Source organism: Achromobacter sp. CF-sbj1-Ac2-l (genome assembly GCF_052698165.1).
Map to the genome: position 1 here is coordinate 4,114,524 of NZ_CP199855.1, position 18,183 is coordinate 4,132,706.

Genomic DNA, 18,183 nt, shown 5'->3' on the forward strand with positions numbered 1-18,183 from the left:
GATATATCGGACCCGAGGGAGGCGGCATTCGGGCCAATTACGTAACTCTCTGCGCAAATGCCCGCTGCGGTCGATAAAGCGCGTATGCTGCAACGGTGGTGCTTGAACGCGCGTCTCCTCGCCGTATCGCCATCCCGGAGGAAGACGACCGTGAGTCGCATCGGAAGGTCCATTGCCAGATTCGCCAACGCCTGCGTGAAACTGCTGCCGCCCGCCACACCCGCGCCGGCCGACGCGCCGGCTCGATCCGAGCGCCCGCGCGAACACGCCGCGGTGTCCTCGCCGTGGCGCATCTACCGCATCTACGCCCGCCCCGGCCACCTGCTGCTGCGCGACGAGCATGGCCGCATTCTCGACCTGGGCGTCATGAAGGGCGCCGAACCCAACCTGACCTACCGCCTGTTCGCACGCGGTTTGCAGGGGCGCGGATTCGCGACCCGCACGCTGCTGCTCGATGACATCGCGCAGCGCATCGAATCGGGCGAGGTCGGCAACGAATTGCTCAAGCTGCCGCTGTGGACGCAACCGCTGGGCGCGGACCTGGATCGCGGCACGCATACCGATGTGTCGATGAAACTGCGGCGCTGAATCCCCCCCGGGGCCGTGCCGGCACGCCCGCAGCCGTCCCTAGTCGGCCGCGTGCAGATAACTCGTGGGCGGACGGCCCAGCACGCGCCGGAACATGGTCGAGAACGCCGCCGGGCTCTGGTAGCCGAAGTCCAGCGCGATCGCCGTCACCGGCGCGCCGGCGGCCAGCCGCGCCAGCGCCAGCACCACGCAGGCGCGCTGGCGCCAGGCCGAGAACGCCATGCCGGTCTGCTGGCGGAAGTGGCGGCTGAAGGTGCGCGGGCTCATGTGCAGGCGCTCGGCCCAGGCCTCGGGCGACTGGCGCACGTCGGGCGCGGCGACGAAGGCGCGGCACAGCGGCGCCAGGCGCTTGTCGCGCGGCAGCGGGATGTGCAGGGGCAGCACCGGCGCGCGCGTCACCTCGTGCAGCAGCAGCGCCGCCAGCGCCCCGTCGCGGCCGGCCGGGTCGTAGTCGGCAGGCATGTCGACCGCCGCCAGCAGCAACTGACGCAGCAGCGGCGACACCTCGACCACCTCGCAGGCGGCGCTGCCGGCGCGGGCCGCGCCCGGCTCGATATAGGCGCTGCGCGTACTGACGTCCTGCATGCGCACCTGGTGCGCCACGCCCGCGGGGATCCACACGGCGCGCTGCGGCGGCACCACCCAGTTGCCGTCGCGGGTGACGACGTGCATGACGCCGGTGGCCCCGTACAGCAGTTGCGCGCGGCGGTGCGTGTGCGCCGGCAGCAGGTGGCCGGGCGGGTAGTCGTTGCCGATGGCAACCACCGCGCGGTCGAGGCGATCGTGCTGATCGATGTGGCTGTTTCGCATGACGGGACGTGGCCGGAACGCAAACATTATTGTCCAATCCTCGAAAGCAAGCCAGCGCCAGCCGCCCTATCGTGGCGGTTTCACGGAAAGGACGCATGAAATGCTGTACGTGACATTGGCGCTGTTCGGCGCGTTGAGCGGCGTGACCACGGTGTTGTTCGGTTTTGGCGGCGGCTTCGTGGTGGTGCCGGTGCTGTATGGCGTGCTGACCGCCACCCACGGCGCGCAGGACGCCATCGGCCAGGCGGCCATGCACATCGCGGTGGCGACCTCGACCTGCGTGATGATCGTCAACTCGGTGGCCGCGACCCGCAGGCACCAGCGCGCCGGCAACATCGTGCGCAGCTACGTCTGGCCGCTGGCCGCCTTCATCGGGGCGGGCGCGCTGCTGGGCGCCTGGGCCGCCACCCGCGCCAGCGGCGACCTGGTGCGCCATGCCTTCATCGCCTATCTGGCCGTGACCATTCTCGACTGCGTGCTGCGCCAGGGCTTCATGGCGCAGCGGGAGACGCGCGCGGCGCGGCCCCTGGGCCAGGGCGTGACGGTCGGAGGCGGCGTGGCGATCGGCGTCATCGCCACGTTTCTGGGCGTCGGCGGCAGCGTGATGACGGTGCCGCTGCTGCGCCGCCGCGGTCTGCCGATGGCCAAGGCCGCGGCCATGGCCAATCCGCTGACGCTGCCGGTGGCGATTGTCGGCACGCTGGCCTACATGGCGGCGGCGCGGGCGCTGCCGGCGCCGCTGGCGCCTTGGATCATCGGCTATGTCGACCTGCTGGCCTTCGCAGCGCTGGCGCTGGGGTCGCTGGCCGGCATCCGGCTGGCGGCGCCGCTGATCCCGCGCATTCCGGACCAATGGCACGCCCGCGTCTACGTCGCGCTGCTGGCGCTGGTGCTGCTGAGCATGGCGCTGGCCTGAGCGCAGCGGCGCGGCGATGGCCTATGATCGGAGCATCCCACCCGATGGCGCCCTGCCTTGACTCCGCTGCCCGCCCCCTACGCGCCTTTTGTCCTGACCGGCCGCATTGCCCAACGCGTGCAACCCCTGCCGGCCGATGACGCGCCGGACCCCGCCGCGCGCCGCCAGGCCGAATACCAGGCGGGACGCGAACTGGCCGCAACGCTGCTGGCGGGGCTGGGCGCGCGCACCGTGCAGGTCGGCGCGGACGTGGACCGCGCGCCGCGCTGGCCCGAGGGCTTCGTCGGCTCCATCAGCCACAGCCGGCGCTTGCTGGGCGTGGCCGTGGGCCGCCTCGCCGACACGCGCGGCCTGGGCATCGACCTGGAAGCGATCGCCGGCGCCGATGCGCTGGAAGCGATCGAAGCCGTCTGCATGCTGCCCGATGAGCACGGCCTGGTGGCCGGCGCCCTGCCCCGCGCCGTCTGGGCCACGCTGGTGTTCTCGGCCAAGGAAGCGCTTTACAAGTGCCAGTTCCCGCTGACGCGCTGCCCGCTGGAATTCAGCGATCTGGCCGTGGTGCATGCGGACGTGACGGCGCAGCGGCTGGTGCTGCGGCTGCAGCGCGATGCCGGCCCGGATTTCCGGCGCGGCCAGTCGTTCCATTGCGGTTACCGGCAGGGCCAGGGACACGTGTACACGGCGGTGCAGTTGGCGCCCTGACGGCTCCGGCGCGGCAGCGGCGCCCCCCGCCGCCGACACCCGGCCTGCGATCCGCTTGCGCAATGTCACGAAGTTGCGGGCAAAACATTTCCGCCGCCCGCCCGGGGCGCCCCTCCCGCGCAGGCCCGGCGCCATCGTGGTCCGCCGACACAGGAAAACACATTGCGAAACTTGAACCGCCCCGGAGCCGGTTGTCATCATGGTCGGACATTCACCCGGAATTAGGAGGTTTCCATGCAGCGTTCCAAAACCGCAATCCTGTCGGCCGTGCTAGCCGCGGCCGTCTTGTCCGGTGCTCCCGTCCTGGCGCAGAACGCGCCCGCCAGCCAGACGCCGACGGCGCCCGCCGCCGCGCAACCCACCGACCAGCAGTTGCAGCGCTTTGCCTCGGCCTCGCAGAAGGTGTCGGGCGTGGTGGACGAATATCGGCCCAAGGTCGACGCCGCCAAGACCGACGCGGCCAAGCAGAAGGTGATCCAGGAAGCGGACGCCAAGATGGTCAAGCTGGTGCAGGCGGACGGCCTGTCCGTCGAGGAATTCAACGGCATCGGCCGCGCCGTGCAGCAGGATCCGCAGCTCAAGCAGCGCCTCATGAACATGGGCAAGGCCGGCGCGACCGTGCAGTAGGCCCCCCTCCCCGCTCAGCGCGCCTTGGGGGTATCCTGCCGGGGAACCCTTCAAGGAGCGCGGCATCTTGACCCCCGATCTCACCCTGTACGACCTGGCCGGCGCCGATCCGACGCTGCGCTTCAGCCCGCATTGCTGGAAAACGCACATGGCGCTGGCCCACAAGGGCCTGGCCGCCAACACCGTGCCGTGGCGCTTCACCGACAAGGAAGCGATCGAATTCTCGGGCCAGAAGCTGGTGCCGGTGCTGGTGCACGGCGACCACGTGATCAGCGATTCGTGGCAGATCGCCTGCTACCTGGAAGACACGTTCCCCGAACGCCCCTCGCTGTTCGGCGGCGACACCGGCCGCGCGCTCAGCCTGTTCGCCAACACCTGGGCCGACACCACCCTGGTGCCGACGCTGGCGCGGCTGCTGCTGCCGGAGATCCACGCCCTGATCGACGCCAAGGACAAGGACTACTTCCGCCATACCCGCGAAAAGCGCTTCGGCCCGCTCGAAGACCTGCCCGCGTTGCGGGAGGAACAACTGGCGGCCCTGCGCGCCTCGCTGCTGCCGTTGCGCCAGACGCTGGCGCGGCAGCCGTACCTGGCCGGCCAGCAGCCGGCCTATGCGGATTACGCGGTGTTCGGTTTCTTCATGTGGGCGCGCTGCACCAGCGCGCTGGAACTGCTGGCGGCCGACGATCCGGTGGCCGCGTGGCGCGAGCGGCTGCTCGATGCCCATGGCGGGCTGGCGCGCCAGGCGCCCGTGGCGGCGGCGTAGCCGGTCCGGCGCTGGCGCCAGGCGCACACGCGGGCGCCTGGCGCGGGCCGCCCCCCTGCTCCGGCGGGCGGCCGACGGACAGGCTCAGGTCTTCAGGCGATAGCCGGTCTTGAAGATCCAGCGCACCACCACCAGGCAGACGGCCAGGAACACCAGCGTCATGGCGACGCTGACCGTGACGTTGACGTCGGCCACGCCATAGAACGCCCAGCGAAAGCCGCTGACCAGGTACACCACCGGGTTGAACAGCGTCACGCCCTGCCAGAACGGCGGCAGCATCTTGATGGAATAAAAGGTGCCGCCCAGGAAGGTCAGCGGCGTGATGATCATCAGCGGGATGATCTGCAGCTTCTCGAAGCCGTCGGCCCACACGCCGATGATGAAGCCGAACAGGCTGAAGGTGACGGCGGTGAGCAGCAGGAAGCCCAGCATCCAGAACGGATGCGCGATCTCGAACGGCACGAACAGGCGCGCCGTGGCCAGCATGATCAGCCCCAGGATGATGGACTTGCTGGCGGCCGCCCCGACGTAGCCGGCGACGATCTCCAGGTACGAAATGGGCGCCGAGTGGATCTCGTAGATGGTGCCCGAGAAGCGCGGCATGTAGATGCCGAACGAAGCATTGGCCACGCTCTGGGTCAACAGCGACAGCATGATCAGGCCCGGCACGATGAAGGCGCCGTAGCTGACGCCGTCGATCTGCACCATGTGCGAACCGATGGCCGAGCCGAACACCACGAAGTACAGCGAGGTGGAAATGACCGGCGACAGCACGCTCTGCATCAGCGTGCGCCAGGCGCGGGCCATTTCGAAGCGGTAGATGGCGCGGATTGCGTAGAAATTCATGATTGTCCGTGCACCAGGCTGACGAAGATTTCCTCGAGCGAGCTTTCCGAGGAGTTGAGGTCGGTGAATTCGATGTCCAGCTCGGTCAGGCGCCGCAGCAGGCCGGAGATCTGGCCGCCGCCCTGGTTGTCGTAGGTGTAGACCAGCTGGCGGCCGTCGGCCGACATTTCCAGGTGGAACGGCTCCAGCGCGGTGGGGATACCCGGCAGCGGCGCCTTCAGCGTCAGCGTCAGGCGGCGCTTGCCCAGCTTGGTCATGAGGGCGTTCTTTTCCTCGACCAGGATGATCTCGCCCTTGCGGATCACGCCGACGCGGTCAGCCATTTCCTGGGCTTCCTCGATGTAGTGCGTGGTCAGGATGATGGTGACGCCGTTCTCGCGCAGGCGCCGCACCATGTCCCACATGCCGCGCCGCAATTCGACGTCGACGCCGGCGGTGGGCTCGTCCAGGAACAGGATCTTGGGTTCGTGCGACAGCGCCTTGGCGATCATCACGCGCCGCTTCATGCCGCCGGACAGGGCCATGATGCGGCTGTCTTTCTTGTCCCACAGCGACAGGTCGCGCAGCACCTTCTCGATGTACTCGGGGTTGGCCGGCTTGCCGAACAGGCCGCGGCTGAAGGTGACGGTGTTCCACACGCTTTCGAAGGCATCGGTGGAGATTTCCTGCGGCACCAGGCCGATGGCGCTGCGGGCGGCGCGGTAGTCGGTGAGGATGTCGTGGCCGTCGGCCAGCACCCGGCCCTCGGTCGGGTTGACGATGCCGCAGATGATGCTGATGAGCGTGGTCTTGCCGGCGCCGTTGGGGCCGAGCAAGGCGAAGATCTCGCCGCGTTGGATTTCCAGGTCGACGCTCTTGAGCGCCTGGAATCCCGAGGCGTATCGCTTGGATAGGCCTTGAACTGAAATGACCGGCTGCACTCTGGCTCCCAGCGTGGTGGACAACCGCTGATTTTACCCGCCTGCCGCGGGCGGCTTGTTCGGCCTGGTGGAACGGTGTGTTTGATAAATGCGATAACCGCGCCGGCCTGCCGTACACTGCCCGGAAAGGAAAAACAGGGCGGAAATCGCCCGAACCAGGGGAATCGGGCCGGCCAGGCCCGTCGAAAGGCTATGTTCGCGGATCTGAAACATCTGTCGCACCACGCGGCCTGGCGCCGCCAGTTGGAAATGTTGCTGGAATCGGCCGGCGAGGGCATCTACGGCATCGACCTGCGCGGCCGCTGCATCTTCATCAACGGCGCCGGCGCCGCCATGCTGGGCTACACCCCCGACGAGGTGGTGGGCCGCAACATGCATTACCTGATCCATCATTCCCACGCCGACCGCAGCCTGATGCCGGTGCACGACTGCCGCATCTTCAAGGCCTTTCGCGACGGCCGCGGCGAACGGGTCGACGACGAGGTGCTGTGGCGCCGCGACGGCTCCTGCTTCGACGCGCAGTATGCCTCGTACCCGATCCGCAACGACCAGGAAGTCGTGGGCGCGGTGGTGACGTTTTCGGACATCAGCGCGCGCAAGCGCATCGAGCGCGAGCTGCAAGCCACCCGGGCGCAACTGGAAGCGCGGGTGCAGGTGCGCACCGCCGAACTCAGCGCCGCCCATGAATCGCTGCGGCGGCTCGCCTCGCACCTGAGCACGCTGCGCGAGCAGGAACGCGCCCACATCGCCCGCAATATCCACGACGACCTGGGCGCCTCGTTCACCGCGCTGCAACTGGACCTGAACTGGCTGCGCCGGCAACTGGCGGGCGAGCCGCCCCTGCAGGCCCACCTGGACCGCATGCTGGAGGTGACGCAGACGGCCATGGACGCCACCCGCCGCATCCTCAACGACCTGCGGCCGGTGGTGCTGGACCACCTGGGCCTGTGGGCGGCGCTGGAAACGCTGCTGCAGGACCTGCAGGCGCGCAGCGGGCTGCGCTGCCGCTACCTGTGCCCGCCCGACACCGAAAGCCGCCGCCTGGCGCCCGAGGCGGAAATCGCCGTCTACCGCATCGTGCAGGAACTGCTGACGAATGTGCAGCGCCACGCGCGGGCCCGCAGCGTCAGCGTCAGCGCGGTCTGGGGCGAGGATGGCCTGCTGCTGGAAGTGGAAGACGACGGCGTGGGCATGCGGTTGCCCGAGACGCGCCAGACCTTCGGCATCCTGGGCATGCGCGAACGGGCCCGCGCCATCGGCGGCGACCTGGAGCTGGACAGCGCGCCCGGCGCCGGCCTGTGCGCCCGCCTGCGGCTGAACCCGCAAGCGGCCTGAGGAGACGACGCCATGCCTCTGAACCTGCTGATCGTCGACGACCACCTCATCATCCGCCGCGGCCTGGCCCGCATCCTGCAGGAAGACCCGCGCGTGGGCCTGGTGCGGGAGGCCGCCGACGCCCCCGCCGCCCTGCGCGCGCTGCGCCAGGAGCTCTTCGACGCGATGGTGCTGGACGTGGCGCTGGGCGAGCGCGACGGCCTGGACGTGCTCAAGACGGTGCGCGCGGACCATCCGGCGCTGGGCGTGGTGATGCTGTCGGTCTATCCGGAATCGCAGTTCGCGGTGCGGGCCCTGCGCGCCGGCGCCCATGCCTATCTGAACAAAGGCTGCGATCCGGACGAGCTGCTGGCGGCGCTGGTCAACGCCGCCGCCGGCCGGATGTACGTCACGCCGACCGTTGCCGAACTGCTGGCGCACACCGTGCGCCAGGACAGCACCCGGCCGCCGCACGAGCTGCTGTCCAACCGCGAATTCCAGGTGCTGCAACTGCTGGCGGCCGGCAAATCGGTGTCGGCCATCGGCGAGCAACTGGCGCTGTCGGTGAACACCATTTCCACCTACCGCGCCCGCATCTTCGAGAAGCTGGGCGTGCGCACGCTGGTCGAGCTGGTGGATTACGCCCGCGCGCACCACCTGGGTGCGCGCTGAGCGCGGCGCGCACCGGCCCGGCGCGGCCGCGCACCGTGTAGTGCGCCCCCTACATGGATATCGTCGAACCGGCGATACCGGGCGCCGGCGGCGCGCCCCAAGATGGAGGCATTCCGAACCCTGGAGGCCTCCATGTCCCTGTTCAGCAATCCGTTCGATCCCGCCAGCCGCCTGGCCTGCGCCTGCGGCCGCCATGCCTCCCAGGCCGAGCACGCGCGCGCGGCGGCGGACGGCCAGGACGCCCGCGCTGGCGCGGCGTCCGGCGACGCCGCCTTTGACCGCGCCGTGGAAGGCGCCGTCATGCGCGCCCTGTTCCCGCAGGACGCCCTGCGCCGCCGCTTCCTGCGCGCGGTCGGCGGGGGCACGGCCATGGCCGCCGTCGCCGCGCTGTTCCCGCTGGCGGCCGCCAAGGAGGCCTTTGCCCAATCCGCCGGCCCGCTGGAGAAGCAGAAGCTGAAGGTCGGCTTCATCCCCATCACCTGCGCCACGCCCATCATCATGGCGCACCCGATGGGGTTCTACGGCAAGCAGGGACTGGACGTGGAAGTGGTCAAGACCGCCGGCTGGGCGCTGATCCGCGACAAGGCCATGTCCGGCGAGTACGACGCCGCCCACATGCTGTCGCCCATGCCGCTGGCCATCACGCTGGGCGTGGGCGCCAGCCGCGCCGTGCCGTGGACCATGCCCGCCGTGGAGAACATCAATGGCCAGGCCATCACCCTGTCGATGAAGCACAAGGACCGGCGCGATCCGAAAGACTGGAAGGGCTTCAAGTTCGCGGTGCCGTTCGACTATTCCATGCACAACTACCTGTTGCGCTACTACCTGGCCGAACATGGCCTGGATCCGGATACCGACGTGCAGATCCGTTCGGTGCCGCCGCCCGAAATGGTGGCCAACCTGCGCGCCGACAACATCGACGGCTTCCTGGCGCCGGATCCGGTCAACCAGCGCGCGGTCTATGACGGCGTGGGTTTCATCCACACCTTGTCCAAGGCCATCTGGGATGGCCATCCGTGCTGCGCGTTCTCGGCCAGCCGCGAATTCGTCACCTCCCAGCCCAATACCTACCAGGCCCTGCTCAAGGCCATCATCGAGGCCACCGCCTACGCCCGCGATCCGGCGCACCGCAAGGAGATCGCCACCGCCATCGCCACGCCCAACTACCTGAACCAGCCGGTCACGGTGGTGGAACAGGTGCTGACCGGCACCTACGCCGACGGCCTGGGCAACGTCCTGAAAGATCCGAACCGCATCGACTTCGACCCGATGCCGTGGGGCTCGTTCGCGGTGTGGATCCTGACGCAGATGAAGCGCTGGGGCCAGGTCAAGGGCGATGTGGACTACCAGAAGATCGCCAACGAGGTGTTCCTGGCGACCGACGCGGTGCGCCTGATGCGCGAGGCCGGCCTGCCCCCGCCCGCCGACACCGCCAAGACCTTCAGCGTGATGGGCAAGCCCTTCGACCCCGCCCAGCCCGAGGCCTACCTGGCCAGCTTCAAGATCCGGAGGAGCTGATGCGGGCCGTGCAACCCTGGCGGGCGACCTTCCTGTCCGTCATCCTGTTTCTGCTGTTCCTGCTGCTGTGGCACGTCGCCACCCGCCCCGCCGCGAGCGCGGCGACGGTCGATCCGGCCTATGCGGCGCTGGTCGGCAACGCGGCGGCCGGCGGTTCGCAGACGCCCTTTCCCGGCCCGGCCGAGGTCGGCGCCCGGCTGTGGCAGCACCTGCGCGATCCGTTCTACGACCGCGGCCCGAACGACAAGGGCATCGGCGTGCAGCTGGCGTATTCGGTGGCGCGGGTGCTGACCGGCTTCCTGCTGGCGGCGCTGGTGGCGATCCCGCTGGGCTTCCTGATCGGCATGTCCAGGACCGTCTACCGCGCCTTCGACCCGTTCATCCAGGTGCTCAAGCCGATCTCGCCGCTGGCCTGGATGCCGCTGGCGCTCTACACCATCAAGGACGCCGACACCTCCGCCATCTTCGTGATCTTCATCTGCTCGCTCTGGCCGATGCTGGTGAACACGGCGTTCGGCGTGGGCGCCGTGCGGCAGGACTGGCTGAACGTGGCGCGCACGCTGGAAGTGTCGCGGCTGCGCACCGCCCTGCTGGTGATTCTGCCGGCGGCCGCGCCCACCATCATGACCGGCATGCGCATCTCGGTCGGCATCGCCTGGCTGGTGATCGTGGCGGCCGAGATGCTGATCGGCGGCACCGGCATCGGCTACTTCGTGTGGAACGAGTGGAACAACCTGTCCATCGCCAACATCATCTGCGCCATCCTCTTCATAGGGTTGGTCGGCATGCTGCTGGACACCGTGCTGGCGCGCGCCGCGCGGCTGGTCAGCTACCGGGAGTGAACGCCATGAGCCAACCCTTTCTGCAAGTGCAGGCGCTGGCCAAGCGCTATCCGGGGCGCAACGGCCAGCCAGCGGCCCCGGTGTTCGAGAACATCGCCTTCGGCATCGAACAAGGCCAGTTCGTCTGCGTGATCGGCCATTCGGGCTGCGGCAAGACCACCATCCTGAACATCCTGGCCGGCATCGACGAGGCTAGCGAAGGCGTCGTCATCATGGACGGCCGCGAGATCGCCGGCCCGTCGCTGGCGCGCGGCGTGGTGTTCCAGGCGCACGCCCTGCTGCCCTGGCTGAGCGCGCTGCAGAACGTCGAATTCGGCGTGCGCTCGCGCTGGCCGGCCTATTCCCGCGCCCAGGTGCGCGAGCACAGCCTGCGCTACCTGGACATGGTCGGCCTGGCCCGCGCCGCCGACAAGAAGCCGTGCGAGCTGTCGGGCGGCATGAAGCAGCGCGTCGGCATCGCCCGCGCCTTCGCCATCCAGCCGCGCATGCTGCTGCTGGACGAGCCCTTCGGCGCGCTCGACGCGCTGACGCGCGGCACCATCCAGGACGAACTGCGCGCCATCGTGCAGGAAACCCGCCAGACCGTCTTCATGATCACGCACGACGTGGACGAGGCCATCCTGCTGTCGGACCGCATCCTGCTGATGAGCGCGGGCCCCCATGCCCGCATCGCCGAGTCGGTCGAGGTGGACCTGCCGCGCGGCCGCACCCGCGCCGGCCTGCACCACGAGCCGCGCTACTACGAAATCCGCAACCATCTCGTCGACTTCCTAGTCGACAAGGCTTCCCACAAGGAGTGAACCCCCATGATGTCCCGCGCCGAAGTCACCGAACTGATCGTCACCCGCCGCCTGGAAAAGAAGCTGTCCTGGGCCGCCATCGCCGAGGCCGTCGGCCAGAGCAAGGAATGGACCACCGCGGCGCTGCTGGGCCAGATGACCCTGACCGAGCAACAGGCCCAGGCCGCCGCCCGCCTGCTGGACCTGCCCGCCGACGCGGTGGTGCAGCTACAGGTGGTGCCCTACAAGGGCTCGCTGCCCACCACGGTGCCCACCGACCCGCTGATCTACCGCTTCTATGAGCTGATCAACGTCTACGGCACCACGTTCAAGGCGCTCATCAACGAAGAGTTCGGCGACGGCATCATGAGCGCCATCGACTTCAAGATGGACCTCACGCGCGAGGCCGATCCCAAGGGCGACCGCGTGCAGATCGTGATGAGCGGCAAGTTCCTGCCCTACAAGACGTATTGAGCAGGACACGGCGGGCGCGGCGGCCCGCCCGCGTCAACCTTCCACCGCCAGTTCTTCCCAGCCGAGATCGCGGGTGCGCGCCAGCGCTCCGGTCACGGCGGCGGCCGCGTCGCGCGCCGCGTTTTCCAGGGAATCACCGGCCAGCAGCCGCGCGGTGATGGCCGCCATGAACACGTCGCCGGTGCCATGCACCGAGGGCGGGATGGCGATCTCGGGGTGGCCCAGCACCACGCACTCGGCGGCCGTCACCACCGCCAGCCGCAGGGTGCCGGGCGCCGCCGTCTGCGGCGCGGCGCTGGTGACCACGATCCATTCCGGCCCCTCGGCGATCAGTTCGCGCGCGGCCGCCGCCACTTCGTCGATCGAGGCCAGCGGCCGGCCCACCATCTGCTCCAGCTCGAAATGGTTGGGCGTCATGCCGTGGGCATGCGGCACCAGCCTGCGGCGGTATTGCGCCACCAGCCCGGCATCCACGTACAGGCCGTCGTTGCGGTCGCCCATGACCGGGTCGATATGCACCCGCACCTCGGGCCGCGTCGCCCGCAGCCCGCGCAGCCAGTCCGCCAGCAGGTCGGCCTGGCCAGGCTGGCCCAGGTAGCCGCAGACCACGGCGCGCGCCACCGCGGTCACGCCGCGCTCGTCCAATCCGCGCAGCAGGCCCTCGAACCAGTCCAGCGGCACCGCGCCGCCGTGCAGCGTCGGATAGTGCGGGGTATTGCTCAGGATGACGGTGGGCAGCGCGATGGCGCGCAGCCCGGCCTGGCGGAACACGGGCATGGCGGCATTGTTGCCGACGCAGCCATAGACCACCTGCGATTGGATGGAAACGACGTCGACCCGCGCGGTCACGGCGGGCAGCGCTGCGCCGGGCGTGGCGGCAGCGGGAATGGCGGTCATACGCGGGCTCCTGCGAATAGGGACGGATGCGGCATATTCTATGCCCAGCCGGGGCCGTCCCGGGCGGCAGGCCCCGCCGCCGGCAGGGCCGCCGCCCTCCGCGTCAGTCGTGCGCACAGGCCAGCCAGCCCGCTCCATCCAGCACGGCGCCCTCGATGCCCGCCAGATGAGGCGCGAACGGATAAGCGAGCGACGACACGATCTGGCATTGCGCCAGCAGGGGGTGGTCGGCATTCAGCAGGTATTGGCAGCCGCCGGCCGCCGAGGGCACCTTCAACAGCAAGGTATCGCCCCGCGCCAGCCAGGCGTTGCCGAAGGCGCGCGAGGCCTGCAGATCGCTCTCTCGGCCAGGCTGTCGACCCGCAGCCAGGCTTCCTGCATGGCGTCGTTGGCCAGGTCTTCCGACCCCAGCCGGATGCGCAGGCGCTTGCGGAATTCCTGGTACTTGGACAGGAACAGGTTGCGCAGGGCGTCGCCGGTCATGGACATGCGCGTCAGCCCGCCGCGCCGGCCAGGCGGCAATCGGCATCCGGATCCGGGCGTGGCGCCAGCACGATGGTCACGGGCTGCGGCAGGTCGGCCGGCGGCGGCGTGTCCATGATCAATCCCGACAACACGCCGGCCAGCGCCGCGTCGCGGCGCGCGTCGCCGGTGCCCGACAGCACCCGCGCCTGGCGCACCACGCCATTGCGGCCGATCCACAGTTGCAGCGACGCCCGATAGCGGCCGAACCGCGCGCCGGTCCACTGGCACAGTGCGCGCGTCACGGTGTTCTGCAATATGCCGGCATAGCGCGTCAGCGCGGCCGACGGCGTCGTGGCCGACGCGCGCGGCGCGGGCGCGCTCGCGGGCGCCTCCACCAGCGTAAACGCCGACGCGCTGCTATAGCGGGCCTGCAGTCCGGTGCCCGCCAGCAACAGGCCCAGCGCCTCGCGCGGCGCCAGCCGGCCGCGCACCGCGTTGCCTTGGCGGCCGGCCGTCAGGCGGCTGGTCACCAGCACCGCCATGCCGGTCGCCTGGGTATAGGCGGCCAGGGCGGCATCCAGCGGCTGCGCGGCAATGTCGAACGCGATCGGCGCGCCATCCGCCACGCGCTGCTGCGCCAGCGCTGCCGGCGGCAGCACCGACAGGCCAAAGGCGAACCAGCAGGCGAACGCCCAAGCGGTCCCAGGCGCCTGCGTGACTGTCATAACACCCCGATGTCTCTTAGATGGCGTGGCGACTGCGTGCCGGCGACGGGCCGGACGCAGGGCGGAAGCGGCATGGTAGCGGCGCCGTGTGAAACAGACGTGACACGCGCCCCGCCGCGCGCCCGCCAGCGCAACAAACCCGTCACCCACGCGGAGCGGCGCGTCCCTATACTGGATTCATCGGTGGCGGCCGCGCGCCGCCCGGCCTTTATGCCAAGGAACCCGCATGCGCATCCCCTGCCTCGTTTCGCGCCGCGCCAGCCTGCTGCTGGCGGCGCTGGCAATGGCGCCCCTGCCCGCGGGCGCCCAGACTCCGCCTACGGTCCAGACACCGCCTACGCCCCGGGCCACGCCCGTCGCGCCGCCATCGCCCACCGGCAGCTCCGCCCCGGCCGGCGCCTGCATCGACACCGAGGTCAACGGCTACCGCGCCCTGTCGTATGACTGCCTGAACCAGAAGATGGCGTCCGACGCCGCGCCCAAGCCGCCGCCCGCGCTCGGCTCGGAAGCCATCACGCAACGGCCGCCCAACCAGGTGGGCCTGCCTACGCCCGCCACCATCGGCAACCGCATGGGCAACACCTTCGGCACCTCGGCCTACCCGCAGCGGCCGACGCCGTAACGGGGACGCGCGCCGTCGCGCGGGCTGCCGTCAATCGTTCATGCCCCGGCCCTGTTCGAACCGTGGCGGGCGAGCGTCGCGCCGGTCTCAGGCGGTGCGGCTGATGAAATAGATCTTCTTGACGAACTGGTCCACTTCCCAGCGGCCGGTATAGCCCTCCGGCATCACGAAGGCCTCGCCCACGGTCAGTTCGTGCACGGTGCCGTCCGGATCGACCAGGCGCGCCGCGCCTTCGACGATGTAGCCGAACTCGATGTAGCCGGTGGTGTTGGACTGGAAACTGCCGGCGGTGCTTTCCCAGACGCCGGCCTCGGCGCGGCCGCCATTGCCTTCGAAGGCGGTCACGGTGCGGAACGCCGCGTCACCCGAAATGGGACGCTTGGGCTTGCCCGGCACCGGGTTCTTCATGGAGCCGGCATCGATGCGGACCAGCCGCGATTGATCATGCTTCACTGCATTTTCCTTGGAATCAATGCGCCGCCACCACCAGCACCTCGGCCGCGCCGCGGCTGACCGTGCGCATGCGATGCGGCAGTTCGGAATCGAAATAGAGGGAATCGCCGGCGTCCAGGCGGAACGCGCGTTCGCCCACCTGGACCTCGATGGCGCCCTTGAGCACCAGCAGGAATTCCTCGCCCGGATGCGGAAAGACCGCGGCGGCGTCGGGAAATTCACGCGGCGGGTGCACGATGAAGGGTTCCATGGCCTTGACCTTGCGGCGCCCGGCCAGCGACTCGTAGTGGTATTCGTTGCCCAGGTCGCGACGTTGCAGCGCTTCGCGATCGGCCACGCGCACCAGGCTGACGACCTCGTCCTGCGCCGCGCCGTCGCCGCCCACCAGTTGCGACACGCCCACGCCATAGGCTTCGGCCAGGCGCAGCACAGTGGAGATCGACGGCTCGCTCAGGCCGCGTTCCAGCTTGGACAGATAGCTTTTGGTCAGGCCCGTGCGCTCGCCCAGTTGTTCCAGGGACAGGGATTGCTGGCGGCGCAGCGCGCGCAGGCGGTGAGGCAGGTCGATCATGGGCGGGAAAATGGCGGACACGACCGATAAGAATGCCCGAAAGCCGCCGTTGCGTCGAGCCGGCCCGCCCGACACGCCCTTGGCCGCGCCCATGCGGCGGGCCCGCGCCGCCAGCCCGGCCGCCCTCGGCGGCCCCGGCAGACGCTAGCCCAGCACGTCCGGGTGCTGGCGCAGCGCTCGCCGCGCGTAATACGAAAAGCCCACCTGCGAGCGCTTGGGCGTCAGGATCCAGTCGTGCGCCTCGCGTCCCAGCGCCGGCGGAATCGGCTGGATCGTGCCGGCCGCCATCGCCAGCAACTGCATGCGGGCGGCGCGCTCGAACTGCAGCGCCAGCACGCAGGCCTCTTCCACCGTGCCCGCGGCCACCAGCATGCCGTGGTGCGACAGCAGGATGGCGCGCTTGTCGCCCAGCGCCGCCGAGATGATCTCGCCTTCCTCGTTGCCCACCGGCACGCCCGGCCAGTCCTTCAGGAAAGCCACGTCGCCATACAGCGGACAGTTGTCCATGTGCGAGACCTCCAGTGGCACCTCCAGCATCGACAGCGAAGCCGCGTGCAGCGGGTGCGTATGGATGATGCAGTTGACGTCCGGCCGCGCCCGGTAGATCCAGGAATGGAAACGGTTGGCCGGATTGGGCATGCCGCCGCCCTCCTGCACCCGCAGGTCCTCGTCCACCAGCAGCAGGTTGCCGGCCGTGATCTCGTCGAACCCCAGGCCCAGCCGCTGCGTGTAGTAGCGGTTCGGTTCCGGCGCGCGCGCCGTGATCTGGCCGGCCAGGCCCGAATCGTGCCCGCCGTCGAACAGGATGCGGCAGGTCAGCGCCAGGCGCTCGCGCAGCGTCCAGTCGGGCGTGTCGAACTGGCGCTGCATCTCGGCCTTGGCCCGCGCGATCAGTTCATCCTTGCCCAAGTGCATCGTATCGGCCATCTTTGACTCCTCGCTATGCCGTTTCCAACAACGGCGTAAAGCCCGGCAGGGCGCGCATGCGCGCCAGCCAGGCGTTGATGTGGGTAAGGGCGGACAGGTCGTAGCCGCCCTGCTCCGCCATGCTGGTGTAGGGATAGAGCGCGATGTCGGCAATGGTCGGCGCCTCGCCCACCAGGAAGGCGCGGCCCGCCAGATGCGCCTCCATCCACGCCGCCGCGCGCATGCCGATGCGGCGCCACTCGACCATCGCCGGGTCATCCACCCGCGCCGTGCCGCGCAGGTGGATCAGCAGGCGCGGCTGCGCGAAGGCGTGCATGTGCTGGGTCTGCTCGAAGCTCAGCCAACTGGCCACCTGCGCCTGCGCCAGCCGCCCCTCGGGCAGCCACGGCGTGCCCCGGCCCAGATACCACAGGATCGCCTGAGACTCCGCCAGCCACACGCCTTCGGGCGTGCGCAGCGCCGGCACCTGGCGCCACGGATTGATGCGGCCGAAGGCCTCGGTCTCCAGGTCGCCCTGCACGATGTCGAAGGTGCGGCGCGTCAGCGCCAGCCCCATGTAGCCGCAGGCCAGCCGGATCTTCCAGGCATTGCCCGAACGCAGCGTGTCGGCCAGTTCCAGCGGCTGTCCCGCCAGGGGATGCGTCGTCATGCTCAATCCATCCTGATGTCGGCGCGCTTGACGATCTCGGCCCACTTCTTCTTTTCGGCCGCGATGAAGCGCTGGTATTCGTCCGGCGCGCCGGTATGGAGCTGCGTGCCCTGCGCCGCCAGCCGCGTCTTCAGTTCGGGCGAGGCCAGCGTCTGGCGCAGCGCCGCATTGAGCTTTTCCAGCACCGCCGGCGGCGTGCCGGCCGGCGCGAAGAACGCATTCCACGAACTGATCTGCAGCCCCGCGTCGCCGGCCTCGCCCGCGGCCGGCACTTGCGGCGCCGACGGCAGGCGCTGGTCCGCCGCTACCGCCAGCGCGCGCAGCTTGCCCGAGGCCACATGCGGCATGATCACCGGACTGGCGTCCATCACCACATCCACCTGGCCGCCGATGGCCGCGTTGACCGCCTCGCTGCCGCTCTTGAACGGCACGTGCACGATGTCCACGCCCGCCGTCAGCTTCAGCAGCTCCAGCCCCAGGTGCGGCGAACTGGCCGTGCCCGCCGAACCGAAATTCAGCTTGGCCGGATGCGCCTTGGCATACGTCACGAAATCCGCGAAGTTCGCCGCCGGCAGGTCGCCGCGCACCGCCAGCAGATAGGGCGAGCCGGACACCAGCCCGACCGGCGCGAACTTGTCGGGGTCATAACTGAGCTTGGCGTAGATCAGCGGGTTCACCACCTGCGTGCCCACCGTGCCCATGAAGATCGTGTAGCCGTCGGCCGGCGCCGTGGCCGCCACCTGCGCCGCGATCACGCCGCCCGCGCCGGGACGGTTCTCCACCACCACGCTCTGGCCGAGCGCATCGCCCATGCCCTTGCCGACCTGGCGCGCCACGATATCGGTGATGCCGCCGGCGCCGAACGGCACCACCAGCCGGATCGGATGATCCGGAAACGCGGCCTGCGCGCCGCTGCCCGCCCCCGCGGCCAGCGCCAGGGCGGCGGCCATGATGATGCGCTTCATAGAATTCCCCTTGTGTCCGCCGCTTGATTGCGGCTATGACACAAAGTGTCCTATCGAGCATTGATTTTCCGCAAGGGAAATGTGATTGGGGGAATCCCTGAGGGGCGGGAGTAACGTTCGCGGCCTGATCCTTCG

At 69.6% G+C, this 18,183-nt stretch carries 24 protein-coding genes; 12 read left to right on the forward strand and 12 right to left on the reverse strand.

Annotation, left to right across the window (positions count from 1 at the left end):
- Positions 1-150 precede the first annotated feature (150 nt).
- Entirely contained in the window at positions 151-588 is a 438-nt protein-coding gene (locus ACUDCK_RS18695; protein ID WP_144654803.1) for a hypothetical protein, read from the forward strand.
- Positions 589-627: 39 nt separating this feature from the next.
- Here the strand turns inward: ACUDCK_RS18695 and ACUDCK_RS18700 are convergent, their stop codons facing one another.
- Positions 628-1,398 carry an AraC family transcriptional regulator gene (locus ACUDCK_RS18700; protein ID WP_054503283.1) on the reverse strand — a complete coding sequence of 257 codons (771 nt, stop codon included), beginning with the start codon at positions 1,396-1,398 and terminating at the stop codon, positions 628-630.
- Positions 1,399-1,498: 100 nt separating this feature from the next.
- Here ACUDCK_RS18700 and ACUDCK_RS18705 point away from each other — a divergent pair, with 100 nt between their 5' ends.
- From ACUDCK_RS18705 to ACUDCK_RS18720, 4 genes are all read left to right on the forward strand, one after another.
- Complete coding sequence (locus ACUDCK_RS18705; RefSeq protein ID WP_054502921.1) at positions 1,499-2,314, forward strand: sulfite exporter TauE/SafE family protein; 816 nt, start codon at positions 1,499-1,501, stop codon at positions 2,312-2,314.
- Positions 2,315-2,371: 57 nt separating this feature from the next.
- On the forward strand, positions 2,372-3,016 hold the full coding sequence (locus ACUDCK_RS18710) for a 4'-phosphopantetheinyl transferase family protein (RefSeq protein WP_054502922.1): 645 nt from the start codon (positions 2,372-2,374) through the stop codon (positions 3,014-3,016).
- Between the two features lie 234 nt (positions 3,017-3,250).
- Positions 3,251-3,643, forward strand: a complete 393-nt coding sequence (locus ACUDCK_RS18715; RefSeq protein WP_054502923.1) for a DUF4168 domain-containing protein — start codon at positions 3,251-3,253, stop codon at positions 3,641-3,643.
- A 67-nt stretch (positions 3,644-3,710) separates the two neighbouring features.
- Positions 3,711-4,409 (forward strand): glutathione S-transferase family protein, encoded by a 699-nt coding sequence (locus ACUDCK_RS18720; protein ID WP_175166691.1) that lies wholly within the window; start codon positions 3,711-3,713, stop codon positions 4,407-4,409.
- Between the two features lie 84 nt (positions 4,410-4,493).
- On the opposite strand, the gene ACUDCK_RS18725 is transcribed toward ACUDCK_RS18720, so the two are convergent.
- Entirely contained in the window at positions 4,494-5,255 is a 762-nt protein-coding gene (locus tag ACUDCK_RS18725) for an ABC transporter permease (protein WP_006386110.1), read from the reverse strand.
- Positions 5,252-6,175, reverse strand: a complete 924-nt coding sequence (locus tag ACUDCK_RS18730; protein ID WP_026383041.1) for an ABC transporter ATP-binding protein — start codon at positions 6,173-6,175, stop codon at positions 5,252-5,254. Before ACUDCK_RS18730 ends, ACUDCK_RS18725 begins: the two co-directional genes overlap by 4 nt.
- A gap of 192 nt (positions 6,176-6,367) precedes the next feature.
- On the opposite strand from ACUDCK_RS18730, the gene ACUDCK_RS18735 reads away from it, so the two are divergent.
- From ACUDCK_RS18735 to cynS, 6 genes are all read left to right on the forward strand, one after another.
- Positions 6,368-7,510, forward strand: coding sequence for a sensor histidine kinase (locus ACUDCK_RS18735; RefSeq protein ID WP_148318290.1), 1,143 nt, complete (start codon positions 6,368-6,370; stop codon positions 7,508-7,510).
- A 12-nt stretch (positions 7,511-7,522) separates the two neighbouring features.
- A complete protein-coding gene (locus ACUDCK_RS18740; protein WP_064527905.1) occupies positions 7,523-8,161 on the forward strand; it encodes a response regulator in 639 nt (212 codons plus the stop codon).
- 132 nt (positions 8,162-8,293) lie between these two features.
- Positions 8,294-9,679 carry a CmpA/NrtA family ABC transporter substrate-binding protein gene (locus ACUDCK_RS18745; protein ID WP_063570270.1) on the forward strand — a complete coding sequence of 462 codons (1,386 nt, stop codon included), beginning with the start codon at positions 8,294-8,296 and terminating at the stop codon, positions 9,677-9,679.
- Positions 9,679-10,521 carry a nitrate ABC transporter permease gene (gene ntrB / locus ACUDCK_RS18750; RefSeq protein WP_059271662.1) on the forward strand — a complete coding sequence of 281 codons (843 nt, stop codon included), beginning with the start codon at positions 9,679-9,681 and terminating at the stop codon, positions 10,519-10,521. Before ACUDCK_RS18745 ends, ntrB begins: the two co-directional genes overlap by 1 nt.
- A 5-nt stretch (positions 10,522-10,526) precedes the next feature.
- Entirely contained in the window at positions 10,527-11,321 is a 795-nt protein-coding gene (locus ACUDCK_RS18755) for an ABC transporter ATP-binding protein (RefSeq protein ID WP_445659249.1), read from the forward strand.
- Positions 11,322-11,330: 9 nt separating this feature from the next.
- Complete coding sequence (gene cynS, locus ACUDCK_RS18760) at positions 11,331-11,774, forward strand: cyanase (protein WP_045953619.1); 444 nt, start codon at positions 11,331-11,333, stop codon at positions 11,772-11,774.
- Between the two features lie 33 nt (positions 11,775-11,807).
- Here cynS and pdxK read toward each other — a convergent pair whose 3' ends face one another.
- The 4 genes from pdxK to ACUDCK_RS18780 all read right to left on the reverse strand — a co-directional run bounded on the left by pdxK (position 11,808) and on the right by ACUDCK_RS18780 (position 13,861).
- Positions 11,808-12,671, reverse strand: a complete 864-nt coding sequence (gene pdxK, locus ACUDCK_RS18765; RefSeq protein WP_175166690.1) for a pyridoxine/pyridoxal/pyridoxamine kinase — start codon at positions 12,669-12,671, stop codon at positions 11,808-11,810.
- Positions 12,672-12,774: 103 nt separating this feature from the next.
- On the reverse strand, positions 12,775-12,954 hold the full coding sequence (locus tag ACUDCK_RS18770; protein ID WP_240317286.1) for a hypothetical protein: 180 nt from the start codon (positions 12,952-12,954) through the stop codon (positions 12,775-12,777).
- A complete protein-coding gene (locus ACUDCK_RS18775; protein WP_175166542.1) occupies positions 12,945-13,154 on the reverse strand; it encodes a hypothetical protein in 210 nt (69 codons plus the stop codon). The genes ACUDCK_RS18770 and ACUDCK_RS18775 overlap by 10 nt, the downstream gene beginning before the upstream one ends.
- 11 nt (positions 13,155-13,165) lie before the next feature.
- Entirely contained in the window at positions 13,166-13,861 is a 696-nt protein-coding gene (locus ACUDCK_RS18780; protein WP_175166689.1) for a secretin and TonB N-terminal domain-containing protein, read from the reverse strand.
- 226 nt (positions 13,862-14,087) lie between these two features.
- Between ACUDCK_RS18780 and ACUDCK_RS18785 the strand changes: the two genes are divergently transcribed.
- Positions 14,088-14,483, forward strand: a complete 396-nt coding sequence (locus ACUDCK_RS18785; protein WP_175166688.1) for a hypothetical protein — start codon at positions 14,088-14,090, stop codon at positions 14,481-14,483.
- An 87-nt stretch (positions 14,484-14,570) separates the two neighbouring features.
- Here the strand turns inward: ACUDCK_RS18785 and ACUDCK_RS18790 are convergent, their stop codons facing one another.
- From ACUDCK_RS18790 to ACUDCK_RS18810, 5 genes are all read right to left on the reverse strand, one after another.
- Positions 14,571-14,936: a cupin domain-containing protein gene (locus ACUDCK_RS18790; RefSeq protein ID WP_175166687.1), complete on the reverse strand. Its 366-nt coding sequence runs from the start codon at positions 14,934-14,936 to the stop codon at positions 14,571-14,573.
- Positions 14,937-14,952: 16 nt separating this feature from the next.
- A complete protein-coding gene (locus ACUDCK_RS18795) occupies positions 14,953-15,507 on the reverse strand; it encodes a helix-turn-helix domain-containing protein (RefSeq protein ID WP_054417394.1) in 555 nt (184 codons plus the stop codon).
- 144 nt (positions 15,508-15,651) lie between these two features.
- On the reverse strand, positions 15,652-16,434 hold the full coding sequence (locus ACUDCK_RS18800) for an aldolase (protein ID WP_054502931.1): 783 nt from the start codon (positions 16,432-16,434) through the stop codon (positions 15,652-15,654).
- Between the two features lie 13 nt (positions 16,435-16,447).
- Positions 16,448-17,083: a glutathione S-transferase family protein gene (locus ACUDCK_RS18805; protein WP_175166686.1), complete on the reverse strand. Its 636-nt coding sequence runs from the start codon at positions 17,081-17,083 to the stop codon at positions 16,448-16,450.
- Positions 17,084-17,085: 2 nt separating this feature from the next.
- Positions 17,086-18,048 (reverse strand): Bug family tripartite tricarboxylate transporter substrate binding protein, encoded by a 963-nt coding sequence (locus ACUDCK_RS18810; protein WP_175166685.1) that lies wholly within the window; start codon positions 18,046-18,048, stop codon positions 17,086-17,088.
- Positions 18,049-18,183 lie beyond the last annotated feature (135 nt).

Coding starts and splice junctions, on each gene's coding strand:
- ACUDCK_RS18700 (WP_054503283.1), bottom strand. CDS start 1,398: ATGCGAAACAGCCACATCGATCAGCACGATCGCCTCGACCGCGCGGTG.
- ACUDCK_RS18705 (WP_054502921.1), top strand. CDS start 1,499: ATGCTGTACGTGACATTGGCGCTGTTCGGCGCGTTGAGCGGCGTGACC.
- ACUDCK_RS18715 (WP_054502923.1), top strand. CDS start 3,251: ATGCAGCGTTCCAAAACCGCAATCCTGTCGGCCGTGCTAGCCGCGGCC.
- ACUDCK_RS18725 (WP_006386110.1), bottom strand. CDS start 5,255: ATGAATTTCTACGCAATCCGCGCCATCTACCGCTTCGAAATGGCCCGC.
- ACUDCK_RS18735 (WP_148318290.1), top strand. CDS start 6,368: ATGTTCGCGGATCTGAAACATCTGTCGCACCACGCGGCCTGGCGCCGC.
- ACUDCK_RS18740 (WP_064527905.1), top strand. CDS start 7,523: ATGCCTCTGAACCTGCTGATCGTCGACGACCACCTCATCATCCGCCGC.
- ACUDCK_RS18745 (WP_063570270.1), top strand. CDS start 8,294: ATGTCCCTGTTCAGCAATCCGTTCGATCCCGCCAGCCGCCTGGCCTGC.
- ntrB (WP_059271662.1), top strand. CDS start 9,679: ATGCGGGCCGTGCAACCCTGGCGGGCGACCTTCCTGTCCGTCATCCTG.
- ACUDCK_RS18755 (WP_445659249.1), top strand. CDS start 10,527: ATGAGCCAACCCTTTCTGCAAGTGCAGGCGCTGGCCAAGCGCTATCCG.
- cynS (WP_045953619.1), top strand. CDS start 11,331: ATGTCCCGCGCCGAAGTCACCGAACTGATCGTCACCCGCCGCCTGGAA.
- pdxK (WP_175166690.1), bottom strand. CDS start 12,671: ATGACCGCCATTCCCGCTGCCGCCACGCCCGGCGCAGCGCTGCCCGCC.
- ACUDCK_RS18775 (WP_175166542.1), bottom strand. CDS start 13,154: ATGACCGGCGACGCCCTGCGCAACCTGTTCCTGTCCAAGTACCAGGAA.
- ACUDCK_RS18780 (WP_175166689.1), bottom strand. CDS start 13,861: ATGACAGTCACGCAGGCGCCTGGGACCGCTTGGGCGTTCGCCTGCTGG.
- ACUDCK_RS18785 (WP_175166688.1), top strand. CDS start 14,088: ATGCGCATCCCCTGCCTCGTTTCGCGCCGCGCCAGCCTGCTGCTGGCG.
- ACUDCK_RS18795 (WP_054417394.1), bottom strand. CDS start 15,507: ATGATCGACCTGCCTCACCGCCTGCGCGCGCTGCGCCGCCAGCAATCC.
- ACUDCK_RS18800 (WP_054502931.1), bottom strand. CDS start 16,434: ATGGCCGATACGATGCACTTGGGCAAGGATGAACTGATCGCGCGGGCC.
- ACUDCK_RS18805 (WP_175166686.1), bottom strand. CDS start 17,083: ATGACGACGCATCCCCTGGCGGGACAGCCGCTGGAACTGGCCGACACG.
- ACUDCK_RS18810 (WP_175166685.1), bottom strand. CDS start 18,048: ATGAAGCGCATCATCATGGCCGCCGCCCTGGCGCTGGCCGCGGGGGCG.